The following is a 13,221-nucleotide window of genomic DNA, read 5'->3' on the forward strand; positions in this document are numbered from 1 at the left end:
TCGAAGGGACATTCATGGCGAAGATCCTGAGCTTCTCGGACGACGCCCGGCACCTGCTGGAGCACGGTGTCAACGCCCTCGCGGACGCGGTCAAGGTGACCCTCGGCCCCCGCGGGCGCAACGTCGTCCTGGACAAGAAGTTTGGTGCGCCCACGATCACCAACGACGGCGTGACGATCGCCAAGGAGATCGAGCTCACCAACCCGTACGAGAACCTCGGCGCGCAGCTGGTCAAGGAGGTGGCGACCAAGACCAACGACGTCGCCGGCGACGGGACCACCACCGCGACCGTGCTGGCCCAGGCGATGGTCCGCGAGGGCCTGCGCAACGTCGCGGCCGGCGCCAACCCGACCGGCCTGAAGCGGGGCATCGACGCGGCGGCCGCGAAGGTCTCCGAGGCGCTGCTCGGCAAGGCCGTCGAGGTGGTCGACAAGAAGGCGATCGCGCACGTCGCGACGATCTCCGCACAGGACTCGACGATCGGTGAGCTGATCGCAGAGGCGATGGAGAAGGTCGGCCGCGACGGTGTCATCACCGTCGAGGAGGGCTCCACCCTCGCCACCGAGCTGGAAGTGACCGAGGGTCTCCAGTTCGACAAGGGCTTCGTCTCGCCGAACTTCGTCACCGACGTGGAGGCGCAGGAGTCGGTCCTGGAGGACCCGTACATCCTGATCACCACGCAGAAGATCTCGGCGATCGAGGAGCTGCTGCCGCTGCTGGAGAAGGTCCTCCAGAACAACAAGCCGCTGCTCATCATCGCCGAGGACGTCGAGGGTCAGGCGCTGTCCACCCTGGTGGTCAACGCGATCCGCAAGACCCTCAAGGTCTGCGCGGTGAAGGCCCCCGGCTTCGGCGACCGCCGCAAGGCGATGCTCCAGGACATCGCGATCCTCACCGGCGCCGAGCTGGTCGCCCCGGAGCTGGGCTACAAGCTCGACCAGGTCGGCCTCGAGGTGCTCGGCACCGCCCGTCGTGTGGTGGTCGACAAGGAGAACACCACGATCGTCGACGGTGGCGGCCAGGCCGCCGACGTCGCCGACCGGGTCGCCCAGATCCGCAAGGAGATCGAGGCCTCGGACTCCGAGTGGGACCGGGAGAAGCTCGCCGAGCGGCTGGCCAAGCTCTCCGGCGGCATCGCCGTCGTCAAGGCCGGCGCGGCCACCGAGGTCGAGATGAAGGAGCGCAAGCACCGCATCGAGGACGCCATCGCCGCGACCAAGGCCGCGGTGGAGGAGGGTACGGTGCCCGGCGGCGGTGCCGCCCTGGCCCAGATCCTGCCGGTGCTCGACGACGACCTCGGCTTCACCGGTGACGAGAAGGTCGGTGTCTCGATCGTCCGCAAGTCGCTGGTCGAGCCGCTGCGCTGGATCGCCCAGAACGCCGGCCACGACGGCTACGTGGTGGTGCAGAAGGTCGCCGGCAAGGAGTGGGGCCACGGCCTCAACGCGGCCACCGGCGAGTACGTCGACATGACCAAGGCCGGCATCCTCGACCCGGTGAAGGTGACCCGCAACGCGGTCACCAACGCCGCGTCCATCGCCGGTCTGCTGCTCACCACGGAGAGCCTCGTGGTGGAGAAGCCGAAGGAGGCGGAGCCAGCCGCGGGCGGTCACGGCCACGGTCACGGCCACAGCCACCAGCACGGCCCGGGCTTCTGACCCACGTCGTACGCCCGCTCGGGGCGCACCGCCACGCAGGCGGTGCGCCCCGACGCGCTTTCCGGGGTGTGCTTACGGAACGCTGACGGCACTACCGGGCCGCCGCTCCGATCGGAAACACTGGGCGGCGTGACCACGACGACGAGGCGCCACGCCGCCCTGGCCGGGGTGACCGCCGCGGCGGTGGCGCTCGGGTCGGCGGAACTCGTGGCGGTGCTGACCGGCCCGCGCTCGGCGCCGCTGGTCGCCGTCGGGGGCCTGGTCGTCGACACCGTGCCCGAGCCGCTCAAGCAGCTCGGCATCGCGCTGTTCGGCACGTACGACAAGATCGCGCTGCTGGTCGGGACGGCGCTGCTGCTGGCCAGCTTCGCCGCGCTGCTGGGCGTGGTGTCCCGGCGCCGGCTGGCCTACGGCCTCACCGGCGTCGCGGCGTTCACCGCCCTGGGGGTCGGGGCGGCCCTGACCCGGTCCGGCGCGAACGCCGCCGACGCCCTGCCGGCGCTGGTCGGGGGCGGCCTCGGCGCGGTGGTGCTCTGGGCGTTCGTCGCCGGCCCGCTGGAGCTGGACCCGTGGCCCTGGTCCCCACCCGCGCCACCCGCCGCGCCCCCGCCGCCGGCCGCGCCCGGGGTGACCGAGGCTGCTCCCGCCACGGCTGGCCCGGCGGCGCCGCCGGCCTCGGGCGGCCCGGCCGTGCTGCCGGCTCCGGACGGCCCGGGCCGGTGGCAGGCCGCCGCGGAGCCCGCGCCGCCGGGCCCGGAGTCGCGGCGGCGCTTTCTCGCCGCCACCGGGCTGCTGCTCGGTGCGGCCGGGGTGGCCGGGCTCGGCGGCCGCTGGCTGGCCGGCCGGCGTGGAGTGTCGGCGGCCCGCGACGCGGTGACGTTGCCGCCGCCCGCGTCCCCGGCGCCCGCCGTGCCGGCCGGCGCCGACCTCAGCGTGCCGCAGCTCGCGCCGTACGTCACCCCGAACACCGGGTTCTACCGGATCGACACCGCCCTGGTGGTGCCGCAGGTGGACCCGGCCACGTGGCGGCTGCGCATCCACGGCCGGGTACGCAACCCGATCACGCTCACCTTCGACGACCTGCTGGCCCGGCCGATGGTCGAGCGCTACGTGACCCTCGCCTGCGTCTCCAACGAGGTCGGCGGCGACCTGATCGGCAACGCGCGCTGGCTGGGCGTACCGCTGAAGGAACTGCTGGACGAGGCGGAGCCGGAGGAGGGCGCCGACCAGGTCGTCGGGCGGTCGGTCGACGGCTGGACGTGCGGCACCCCGACGGCGGTGCTGCGGGACGGGCGGGACGCCCTGCTGGCGGTGGGCATGAACGGGGAGCCGCTGCCGGTCGAGCACGGCTTCCCGGCCCGCGTGGTGGTGCCCGGCCTCTACGGGTACGTGTCCGCCTGCAAATGGGTCACCGAGCTGGAGCTGACCAGCTTCGCGGACTTCGACGCGTACTGGGTGCCGCGGGGCTGGTCCGCCCAGGGGCCGATCAAGACCCAGTCGCGGATCGACACCCCGCGCCCGCGCAACCGGCTGACCGCCGGACGGATCACCGTCGCCGGTGTGGCGTGGGCCCAGCACCGGGGCATCCGCCGGGTCGAGGTCCGGGTCGACGAGGGCCCGTGGCAGGAAGCGGATCTCGCCCCGGCGGTCTCGGTGGACACGTGGGTGCAGTGGTCGTGGCGCTGGGACGCGACGCCGGGCGAGCACAAGCTGGAGGTGCGGGCCACGGACTCGACCGGCGAGACGCAGACCGCCCGGCGGACGGGGGTGGCCCCGGACGGTGCGACCGGCTGGCACACGGTCCGGGTGACCGTCCGCTGACCGTCCGGCACGGCACCGACCGCCGGCGGTCGGGACGGGTTCGCCGGTGCCCCTACCGGTGCCGGTCCGCCACCCGACAGCGGACACCCCGGCACCCCGCCCACGCCCTTTTGAGCATGCGGGCGGGCGGGGCGGGCCGGAGGACGAACCGAGGGCGAGTGCCCTCCCCACCACGACGCCGCGCCCCGGTGGGGCGCGGCGTCGGAACGGTTCTCGGGCCGGAATCAGGCGATCTTGCGCTGCGCGGGGACGGTCGACTTGTGCGGCCGGCCCAGGCGGGCCTCCAGCCGGGCGACGTCGACCCGCGTCTGCCGGCGGTCGGCCAGGTCCTCCCAGCCCAGGGCGAGCAGGCGCAGCCGCTCGGACTCGCTGAAGCCGCCCCACACGCCGTACGGCTCGCGGACGGAGAGCGCGTGCGCCGCGCACTCGGCCCGGACCGGGCAGGTGCGGCAGACGGCCTTGGCGCCCGACTCCCGGCGCAGGCGGGAGGAGCCCCGCTCGCCGTCCGGGTGGAAGAACTGGGCGCTGTCCCGACCTCGGCACGCGCCGAGACGCTGCCAGTCCCAGAGGTCGACGATGGGTCCGGGAAGTCTACGTACGTTCGACATCAGCACCCCTCCTTCCGCGCGGCACCGCGGAGTTCGCTGTGTTACCGGCGTCCACGCTGGCGCGCCGTGTCCGGCTCGACGTCCCGGTACCCGGGCTCGGCGCGGCTCACACTTCTGTGATCCAAAACCTCGGACAACTCGCGGCATATGCCCCAACTGTCGGAAAAGTTCGGAGGATTGCCCGGAACCTCCTCCCGAGGGGAACCGCTCATGGTCTGCTCATGAGCGGAGAGGAGATCACTGTGCGTACGGTTCTCGTGTGCGTTCGGACGCCCTTGGCGGCGCAGCACCTGACCTCCGCGGCGGCGCGGCTGGGACTGTCCGGTGCGGTGCGGACCGCCGTCTCCGATCCCGAGGTGATGCTGCGGCTCGCGGAGCGTCCCGCCGACGTGGTGCTCGCCGACACGGCGCTCACCCGGCCGGACAGCGCCGGGTTCGTCCGCCGGGTGCTCGCCCGGGCGCCGCAGGCCGCCGTGCTGCTGCTCGGCGCCGAGGAGTCCGAGGCGGCCGCCGCGACGATCAGCGCCGGCGCCCGTGGACTCATCCAGGGCACCGACCACGACCTCACCAGCGCGGTGGCGAAGGCCCTGCTGCTGCTCTCCGCCCCCGGGCGGACCAACCGGCACCGGGTCACCGACCCCGCGCGGGACGCCGCCTCCGTCGGCGGGCCGGCCCGCTCCACGCCGGCTGGCCGGGCCCCCACCGACCCGCCCCCGGCCTGGTCGGCCAACTCCACCGACCCGGCCGGCGGGCATCCGGCGGTGGTGCCCGTTCAGCGCGGTGACGATCCCGCCGAGCCGGCCGGCGAGCCGGAGGGGGCGGTGCCGGGCAACCAGCGCAACGGCTCCGCCGCCCGGAACGGGCGGGCGGCGATCGGACTGACCGAGCGCGAGCTGCAGGTGCTGCTGGGGATGGCGGAGGGCAAGAGCAACGCCGAGATCGGGCGCGAGCTGTTCGTCTCCGAGGACACGGTCAAGACCCACGCCCGGCGGCTCTTCCGCAAGCTCGGCGCGCGGGACCGCGCCCACGCGGTGGCCGCCGGCTTCCGTGCCGGGCTGGTGGCCTGAGCGGGCGTCAGCGCCCCGAGCCCGGCTCCTCGTCCGAGCCCTCGCTCAGCGTGTCGTGCACGCCGTCGGCGTACCCGCGGGCGTAGTCCCAGCTGACGTAGTGGTCCGGATCCGGGTCGTACGCCGGCTCGTGCACCCGGGGACGGCCGGAGCTGAGCAGGTGGCGCAGGTTGCCCCGGAGCAGGTCCCAGTCGAAGTAGTGGGGCTCCCGGCAGTCCTCGCATTCGATGACCAGCCCGCGTACCCCGATCGGCGTCAGCAGGGCCTGGTAGATCTCCAGGTCGGCCAGGTCCTCAAGCACGTCCTGCCGCTCGACGTCGCTCAGCGGGTCGAGCGATTCGTCGCCGGGGTCGTGCAGGCCCGCTGCCGGATCGGCCGGGTCGCCGTTGAAGGGGTCGATGGGCTCGTCGTGCACCCCCTCACCGTAGACCCAACACCTCGCCGACGCCTGCCCCCGGGCCGTGCGTGACCTGCCCCGCCACCGGCGGGGGCGGGGCGGGTCACTGGGTACGATGGGGCGACGCGCCGTCACCCGGCGTGCGCCGGTGCCCGCCCGCGCCACCTCGCTGAAGCCCGTCCGAGCAGCTCAGGGGAGCAATCGTGGAAATTTCGCCCAGCACGGCTCATCCGACCGGCGCCGACGACGGCGAGCTGGGCGGTCACCTGCCGGAGCTGCCCGCCGGCTCGGCGCGGGTGGTGCCGCTCGGGCTGACCTTCGACGACGTTCTGCTCCAGCCCGGCGAGTCGGACGTCGTGCCCAGCCGGGTGAACACCCGCACGAAGCTCACCCGCACCATCGAGCTGAGTGTCCCGCTGCTGTCCAGCGCGATGGACACGGTGACCGAGGCCCGGATGGCGATCGCCATGGCGCGCCAGGGCGGGATCGGCGTGCTGCACCGCAACCTCTCCCTCGAGGACCAGGCGCTCCAGGTCGACCTGGTGAAGCGCTCCGAGTCCGGCATGATCACGAACCCGGTGACCGCGAGCCCGGACGACACGCTCCGGGACGTCGACTCGCTCTGCGGGCGGTACCGCATCTCCGGCGTGCCGGTGGTCGACGGCGACGGGCAACTGGTCGGCATCGTCACCAACCGCGACATGCGGTTCGTGTCCGACCCCGCCACCCCGGTCCACGAGATCATGACCCGCCCGCCGCTGATCACCGCCCCGGTCGGCGTCAGCAAGGAGGACGCGCTCGGCCTGCTGCGCCAGCACAAGGTCGAGAAGCTGCCGATCGTCGACGGCGCCGGGAAGCTGCGCGGGCTCATCACCGTCAAGGACTTCACCAAGAGCGAGCAGTACCCGAACGCCACCAAGGACGAGGCGGGCCGCCTCCGGGTGGCCGCGGCGGTCGGCGTCGGCGAGGACGCGTACAAGCGGGCCCGCACCCTGGTCGACGCCGGTGTCGACGTGCTGATCGTGGACACCGCGCACGGCCACCAGCGGGCCGTGCTGGAGATGGTCGCCCGGCTCAAGAAGGACGTCGCCATCGACATCGTCGGTGGCAACATCGCCACGTACGCGGGCGCGAAGGCGCTGGTCGAGGCCGGCGCGGACGGCGTCAAGGTCGGGGTGGGCCCGGGCGCGATCTGCACGACGCGGATTGTCGCCGGTGTCGGCGTACCGCAGATCACGGCGATCATGGAGGCGGCGCGGGCGGCGCGGCCGGCCGGCGTCCCGGTGATCGGCGACGGCGGCATCCAGTACTCGGGCGACATCGCCAAGGCGCTCGTCGCCGGGGCCGACACGGTCATGCTGGGCAGCCTGCTGGCCGGTTGCGAGGAGAGCCCGGGCGAGCTGATCTTCATCAACGGCAAGCAGTACAAGGCGTACCGGGGGATGGGCTCGCTGGGCGCCATGCAGTCCCGGGGCCAGGGCAAGTCGTACTCGAAGGACCGCTACTTCCAGCAGGACGTGCTCGCCGAGGACAAGCTGGTCCCCGAGGGCGTCGAGGGCCAGGTGCCGTACCGGGGCCCGCTGGCCCAGGTCGCCCACCAGCTCATCGGTGGGCTGCGGGCGGCGATGGGGTACGTCGGCGCGGAGAGCATTCCCGAGCTGCACCGCCGTGGCCAGCTCATCCGCATCACCGCGGCCGGCCTCAAGGAGAGCCACCCGCACGACATCCAGATGACCGTCGAGGCGCCCAACTACCACTCCCGCTGACCCACCACCCCCAACCACCTGGAGTCCCCCATGCGTGACGTGGTCGAGATCGGGCTGGGCAAGACCGCGCAGCGCGGCTACCACCTGGACGACATCGCGATCGTGCCGAGCCGCCGCACCCGGGACGTCGACGACGTCTCCACGGCCTGGCAGCTCGACGCGTACCAGTTCGGCATCCCCTGCGTCGGGCACCCGTCCGACGCGACGATGAGCCCGTCCTCGGCGGTGAAGCTGAGCCAGCTCGGCGGCCTCGGCGTGCTCAACGTGGAGGGTCTGTGGACCCGCTACGAGAACCCGACCAAGGTCCTTGAGGAGCTGGCCGGCCTCAACGAGGACGCGCGGCACACCAAGCGGCTCCAGGAGGTGTACGCCGAGCCGATCCGCCCCGACCTGATCGCCGAGCGGGTCCGCGAGCTGCGCGCCGGCGGCGGCACGGTGGCCGTTCGGGTCTCCCCGCAGCACACCCTCGCGCTCGCCCCGGTCATCCTCGACGCCGGCGTCGACATCCTGGTCATCCAGGGCACCATCGTCTCCGCCGAGCACGTCTCGACGACCGAGGAGCCGCTCAACCTCAAGGAGTTCATCGCCGACCTGGACCTGCCGGTCATCGTCGGCGGCTGCACCGACTACAAGACCGCCCTGCACCTGATGCGTACGGGCGCGGCCGGCGTCATCGTCGGCATCGGCGGCGACGACTGGTCCACGACCGACTCCGTGCTCGGCATCCGGGTGCCGATGGCCACCGCGATCGCCGACGCGGCGGCCGCGCGGCGCGACTACCTGGACGAGACCGGCGGCCGGTACGTGCACCTCATCGCCGACGGCGACGTCATGACCTCGGGCGACATCGCCAAGGCCCTCGGCTGCGGGGCGGACGCGGTGATGCTCGGCGAGCCGCTGTCGCTGTGCGCGGAGGCGCCGGCCGGTGGCGCGTGGTGGCACTCGGCCGCCAGCCACCCGTCGCTGCCGCGCGGCGCGTTCGAGGTGGCCGGCGAGCCGCTCGGCTCGATGGAGCAGCTGCTCTTCGGCCCGGCCGACGAGCCGGACGGCCAGCTCAACCTGTTCGGCGGGCTGCGCCGCGCGATGGCCAAGTGCGGCTACCGCGACCTCAAGGAGTTCCAGAAGGTCGGCCTGGTCCTGGACCGCTGACCCGAGAAGCACCGTACGCACCGGTCGCGCCGATAGGCTCGACCGGTGCGTCGTACTTCTGCCCCGGCTCGCCCGGCTCTGGCCGTGGCCGTCGCGGCGGCGGTCGTGCTCGCCGGCTGCCTCGCGTCCGGCCGGGACGACGACCGCTTCCACCCCGGCGCCGCCGAGATCGGTGACCCGTACGTCCCGGGGGCCGGCAACGGCGGGTACGACGTGGACAGCTACCGCCTCGCCGTCGACTACGACCCGCCCAGCGACCGGCTCTCCGGCCGGGCCGTGGTCACCGCCACCGCCACCGAGCCGCTGTCCCGGTTCAACCTGGACCTGGTCGGGCTGGACGTGTCCACGGTGACCGTCGACGGCACCCGGGCCGAGCACCGCCGCGACGGCGACGAGCTGGTGGTGACCCCGGGGCGGGGGCTGGCCCGGGGGAGCCGGTTCACCGTCGAGGTGGCGTACGCCGGCGTCCCCACCGCCCGACCCGACGGGCAACTGGGCAGCGGCGGCTTCCTGCACACCGACGACGGGGCGATCGCCCTCGGCCAGCCGTACTCGGCCGCCACCTGGTTCCCGGTCAACGACCACCCCGCAGACAAGGCCACGTACGAGATCGAGGTGACCGTCCCGGACGGGCTGGAGGCGCTCAGCAACGGGGTGCCGGGCGAACGGACCAGCACGGGCGGCCGGACGACGTGGCGGTGGGCCGAGCGCACGCCGATGGCGAGCTATCTGAGCACGCTGGTGATCGGGGAGTACCGGGTGACCAGCGGCACCCACGCCGGGAAGCCGATCGTCACGGCGGTGCCGGAACGGCTGGCCGCGACCGGGCCGGAGGCGACCTCGCTGGCCCGCACCGCCGAGATCGCCGACTTCCTGGCCGGCCGGTTCGGGCCGTACCCGTTCGAGTCGTACGGCGGGATCGTGGTCACCGACCCGCGGGTGGGGTACGCGCTGGAGACCCAGTCCCGGCCGGTCTACGGGCCGGGCTTCTTCCGGGGCGGGCAGCCCAACCCCGCAGTGGTCACGCACGAGCTGGCGCACCAGTGGTTCGGCAACAGCGTCGCGGTGGCCCGCTGGCGCGACATCTGGCTCAACGAGGGCTTCGCCACGTACGCCGAGTGGCTGTGGGAGGAGCACGACGGCGGCCGGACCGCGCAGCGGAACTTCGAGCTCCAGTACGCGATGACCGACTGGTCGCGACCGACGCTCGACCCCGGACGGGGGCAGATGTTCGGCAGCGCCGTCTACAAGCGCGGCGCGCTGGCCGTGCACGCGCTGCGTCGTACGGTCGGTGACGAGGCCTTCTTCACGATCCTTCGCACGTGGACGACCGAGCGGCGCGGCGGCAACGCCACCACCGACGACCTGGTCGCGCTCGCGGAGCGGGTCTCGGGGAAGAGCCTGCGGCCGCTCTTCGACGCCTGGCTGAGCGGGCGGACCGCGCCGGCCCTGCCGTGACGGGTGCGTGATCGTCCATCGGTCCCCGCCGGGTAAGCCCGGGGTGAAGAACCTGTTCAGCGAATCGGTCTACGAGCGCGGTGCGATGACCGTGCACGCGCTCCGCGTGTCGGTCGGCGACAAGGCGTTCTTCGAGATCCTGAAGACCTGGGTGCAGGAGCAGCGGAACGCCACCGGCACCACGGAGGAGTTCGTGGAGCTCTCCGAGCGGATCTCCGGCAAGCAGTTGGACAAGCTCTTCGACGCGTGGCTGTACGGCACGAAGAAGCCCACCGCCCCCAAGCCGCTCTGAGGTCGTCCCCGCCCCGCCGCCGCTCGGTGGCGGGGCGGGCTCAGGATTTCTGCCGCAGCTCGGGGTGGGCGGCCAGGTACGCGTCCGCGCGGCCGGCCCGCAGCTCCGGGAGGAACCCGCGGCCGACCTCGGTGAGCTGTTCGCCGCGGTAGCCGCTGCCCCGGCCGACGGAGGTACCGGGGAGGCCGACCAGGACGAGCCGGTCCGGGTCCAGGCCGCCGAGGGCGTACGCGACGTCGACGATCCGCGGCCCGCCGGCGTAGATCAGCGTGTCCCCGAGGGCCGCCACCACCTGCTCCACCCGGGCCGGGTCCCGGGCCAGATTCTCGTCGAGGATCTTCGCGACCAGCGCCTTGATCAGCTGCTGCTGGTGGCGTTGGCGCGCGTAGTCGCCCCCGGTGATGTAGCGCTGGCGGGCGTAGTCCAGCGCCTGCCACCCGTTGAGGTGTCGTACCCCCGGCTCGTACACCATCTGCGGCCCGACGTACCCGCCGCCGCCCGGTTTCGGGGCGCGGTGCTTGCCGTCCGGCTGGCGGTGCAGCGACACCACCCGCTGGTCGACCCGTAGGTCCACGCCGCCGAGGGTGTCCACCAGCCGGTCGAAGCCGCCGAAGGTGAGCACCGCGCCGGCGTCGATCCGCAGGCCCGTGTAGCCGCTGACCGTGCTGCGCAGCAGGTCGTACCCCTGGGCCGGGTCCGGCTTGCCCGGCCGGCCGGGCACCCGGCTGCCGTAGCCCATGGCGTGGGTCAGCTTGGTGCGTCCGCCGCGGTAGCCGGCCCGGGGAAAGGCCGGGATGTCCACCAGCAGGTCGCGGGGGAGCGAGAACAGGTACGCCCGGTCCAGCCCGCGCGGCACGTGCAGCAGGAGGACGGCGTCCGAGTGCGGCTCCCAGGCGGGGTCGCTCACCCGGGTGTCCACTCCCACCAGCAGCAGGTTGAGCGGCCCGGTGATGGCGGCGGCGCCCGGGGGCGGACCGGTCGGGGAGGGCGACGGTGTCGGCGTGAGGGTGGCTCCGGGGGTGCTCGCGCTGGGCACGGGCCGCTGCGGGCCACGGTCGGCCAGCGTGCGGACCACCGCCACCCCGCCGGCCGTGAGCAGGACGGCGGCGACCACGATCAGGGCGAGGCGCCACCCACGGCGTCCTTCCGACCCGACGACCATCCGGCGACCCCTTCCCCCGTACCTGATGAAACGTGCGGACGGGGCACCGGGTTGCAGCCCGGGCTCGGCGGTCCGTCGAACGGGGTCCATGATCGCGGCAAACTGCCCCTGGCGCGACGGCTACCGGCTGGTAATGATGCGTTCATGCGGTACGACGTGGTCGTCATCGGGTCCGGGTTCGGCGGCAGCGTCACCGCGCTGCGGCTCGCCGAGAAGGGCTACCGGGTCGGTGTCCTGGAGGCCGGGCGTCGCTTCGCCGACGAGGAGTTCCCGGAGACCTCGTGGCGGGTGCGCCGGTTCCTCTGGGCGCCGTGGCTGGGGTGCTACGGCCTCCAGCGGATCACCCTGCTGCGGGCGGCCGACCGGAAGGCCGGCGGCGGGGTCATGGTGCTCTCCGGTGCCGGGGTTGGCGGTGGCTCGCTGGTCTACGCGAACACGCTGTACGAGCCGCTGGACGCCTTCTACAGCGACCCGCAGTGGCGGGACATCACCGACTGGCGCGACGAGCTGGCCCGCCACTACGACCAGGCGAAGCGGATGCTCGGCGTCACCACGTACCCGGTCACCACCGGCGCGGACCGGGCGATGCGGTCGGTGGCCGAGCGGATGGGGGTCGGGCACACCTTCCACGCCACCCCGGTCGGGGTGCACATCGGCCGGCCGGGGCAGCGGGTGCCCGACCCGTACTTCGGCGGCGCCGGCCCGGAGCGGACCGGCTGCACGCACTGCGGCGCCTGCATGACGGGGTGCCGGCACGGGGCCAAGAACACGCTGGTGAAGAACTACCTGTGGCTCGCCGAGCGGCTCGGTGCCGACGTGCGCCCGCTGACGACGGTGACCGCCGTACGCCCGGTCGAGGGCGGCGGGTACGCGGTGCACACCGTCCGCACCGGGGCCTGGCTGCGCAAGCGCCGCCAGGTGATCCACGCCGACCAGGTGGTCTTCGCGGCGGGGGCGCTCGGCACCCAGCGGCTGCTGCACGGGATGAAGGCGAGCGGAGCGCTGCCCCGGCTCTCGCCCCGCCTCGGCGAGCTGACCCGGACCAACTCGGAGGCGATCCTGGGCGCGTCGGTGCCCCGCCGGCGGGCCCGGGCGGACGGGACGGACTTCACCGAGGGGGTGGCGATCACCAGCTCGTTCCACCCCGACCCGCAGACCCACATCGAACCGGTCCGCTACGGGCGGGGCTCGAACGCGATGGGGCTGCTCCAGTCGCTGCTGGTCGACGGCGGCCCGCACCGGGTGCGCCGCTGGCTGGGTTCCATCGTGCGGCAGCCGGGCGTCGCCGCCCGGATGCTGTCGGTCCGCGGCTGGTCGGAGCGTACGGTGATCGCCCTGGTCATGCAGTCGGCGGACAACTCCCTCACCACCCGGATGCGGCGCGGGCCGCTCGGCCGGCGGCTGGTCTCCGGCCCCGGCCACGGTGCCCCGAACCCGACCTGGATCCCCGCCGGCAACCAGGCGGTGCGGCTGCTCGCCGAGGAGATCGACGGGGTGCCGGGCGGCGCGCTCACCGAGCCGTTCAACGTCCCGATGACCGCGCACATCCTCGGCGGCGCGGTGATCGGCGCCACGCCCGACGACGGGGTGATCGACCCCTGGCACCGGGTCTACGGGCACCCGGGCCTGCACGTGGTCGACGGCGCGGCGGTCTCGGCCAACCTCGGCGTCAACCCGAGCCTGACGATCACCGCCCAGGCCGAACGCGCCATGTCCTTCTGGCCCAACAAGGACGAGCCCGACCCCCGCCCACCCCTCGGCTCCCGCTACACCCGCCTAACGCCGGTCCCCCCGCACCACCCGGCGGTCCCGGCCGACGCCCCCGGCGCCCTCCACCCCTGAC

At 73.6% G+C, this 13,221-nt stretch carries 11 protein-coding genes; 8 read left to right on the forward strand and 3 right to left on the reverse strand.

What is annotated here, in order from left to right:
* Positions 1-14 precede the first annotated feature (14 nt).
* Both groL and HCJ94_RS14745 read left to right on the forward strand, forming a co-directional pair.
* Positions 15-1,658, forward strand: a complete 1,644-nt coding sequence (gene groL, locus HCJ94_RS14740) for a chaperonin GroEL (RefSeq protein ID WP_168001586.1) — start codon at positions 15-17, stop codon at positions 1,656-1,658.
* A 129-nt stretch (positions 1,659-1,787) separates the two neighbouring features.
* Positions 1,788-3,479, forward strand: a complete 1,692-nt coding sequence (locus tag HCJ94_RS14745) for a molybdopterin-dependent oxidoreductase (protein WP_168001587.1) — start codon at positions 1,788-1,790, stop codon at positions 3,477-3,479.
* 224 nt (positions 3,480-3,703) lie between these two features.
* Here the strand turns inward: HCJ94_RS14745 and HCJ94_RS14750 are convergent, their stop codons facing one another.
* A complete protein-coding gene (locus HCJ94_RS14750) occupies positions 3,704-4,087 on the reverse strand; it encodes a WhiB family transcriptional regulator (RefSeq protein WP_109946349.1) in 384 nt (127 codons plus the stop codon).
* A 242-nt stretch (positions 4,088-4,329) separates the two neighbouring features.
* On the opposite strand from HCJ94_RS14750, the gene HCJ94_RS14755 reads away from it, so the two are divergent.
* Complete coding sequence (locus tag HCJ94_RS14755) at positions 4,330-5,154, forward strand: helix-turn-helix transcriptional regulator (protein WP_168001588.1); 825 nt, start codon at positions 4,330-4,332, stop codon at positions 5,152-5,154.
* A gap of 7 nt (positions 5,155-5,161) precedes the next feature.
* Here the strand turns inward: HCJ94_RS14755 and HCJ94_RS14760 are convergent, their stop codons facing one another.
* Positions 5,162-5,569 carry a DUF5319 domain-containing protein gene (locus HCJ94_RS14760; protein ID WP_168001589.1) on the reverse strand — a complete coding sequence of 136 codons (408 nt, stop codon included), beginning with the start codon at positions 5,567-5,569 and terminating at the stop codon, positions 5,162-5,164.
* A gap of 185 nt (positions 5,570-5,754) precedes the next feature.
* Between HCJ94_RS14760 and guaB the strand changes: the two genes are divergently transcribed.
* The 4 genes from guaB to HCJ94_RS14780 are packed head-to-tail and all read left to right on the forward strand — an operon-like array spanning position 5,755 to position 10,216.
* Positions 5,755-7,317: an IMP dehydrogenase gene (gene guaB / locus HCJ94_RS14765; protein ID WP_309227280.1), complete on the forward strand. Its 1,563-nt coding sequence runs from the start codon at positions 5,755-5,757 to the stop codon at positions 7,315-7,317.
* A gap of 30 nt (positions 7,318-7,347) precedes the next feature.
* Positions 7,348-8,466 carry a GuaB3 family IMP dehydrogenase-related protein gene (locus tag HCJ94_RS14770; RefSeq protein ID WP_168001590.1) on the forward strand — a complete coding sequence of 373 codons (1,119 nt, stop codon included), beginning with the start codon at positions 7,348-7,350 and terminating at the stop codon, positions 8,464-8,466.
* A gap of 45 nt (positions 8,467-8,511) precedes the next feature.
* Positions 8,512-9,924, forward strand: coding sequence for a M1 family metallopeptidase (locus HCJ94_RS14775; protein ID WP_168001591.1), 1,413 nt, complete (start codon positions 8,512-8,514; stop codon positions 9,922-9,924).
* Between the two features lie 7 nt (positions 9,925-9,931).
* Positions 9,932-10,216 carry a M1 family aminopeptidase gene (locus HCJ94_RS14780; protein ID WP_373684305.1) on the forward strand — a complete coding sequence of 95 codons (285 nt, stop codon included), beginning with the start codon at positions 9,932-9,934 and terminating at the stop codon, positions 10,214-10,216.
* A gap of 40 nt (positions 10,217-10,256) precedes the next feature.
* Here HCJ94_RS14780 and HCJ94_RS14785 read toward each other — a convergent pair whose 3' ends face one another.
* The gene (locus HCJ94_RS14785; protein WP_168001592.1) at positions 10,257-11,378 is read right to left on the reverse strand and encodes an LCP family protein; all 1,122 of its coding nucleotides are present in this window, start codon (positions 11,376-11,378) and stop codon (positions 10,257-10,259) included.
* Positions 11,379-11,522: 144 nt separating this feature from the next.
* On the opposite strand from HCJ94_RS14785, the gene HCJ94_RS14790 reads away from it, so the two are divergent.
* Positions 11,523-13,220 (forward strand): FAD-dependent oxidoreductase, encoded by a 1,698-nt coding sequence (locus HCJ94_RS14790; RefSeq protein WP_168001593.1) that lies wholly within the window; start codon positions 11,523-11,525, stop codon positions 13,218-13,220.
* Position 13,221 lies beyond the last annotated feature (1 nt).

This window comes from Micromonospora thermarum, assembly GCF_012034245.1.
Taxonomy (GTDB): Bacteria; Actinomycetota; Actinomycetes; order Mycobacteriales; family Micromonosporaceae; genus Micromonospora; species Micromonospora thermarum.

Coding starts and splice junctions, on each gene's coding strand:
- HCJ94_RS14785 (WP_168001592.1), bottom strand. CDS start 11,378: ATGGTCGTCGGGTCGGAAGGACGCCGTGGGTGGCGCCTCGCCCTGATC.
- HCJ94_RS14750 (WP_109946349.1), bottom strand. CDS start 4,087: ATGTCGAACGTACGTAGACTTCCCGGACCCATCGTCGACCTCTGGGAC.
- HCJ94_RS14770 (WP_168001590.1), top strand. CDS start 7,348: ATGCGTGACGTGGTCGAGATCGGGCTGGGCAAGACCGCGCAGCGCGGC.
- HCJ94_RS14790 (WP_168001593.1), top strand. CDS start 11,523: ATGCGGTACGACGTGGTCGTCATCGGGTCCGGGTTCGGCGGCAGCGTC.
- groL (WP_168001586.1), top strand. CDS start 15: ATGGCGAAGATCCTGAGCTTCTCGGACGACGCCCGGCACCTGCTGGAG.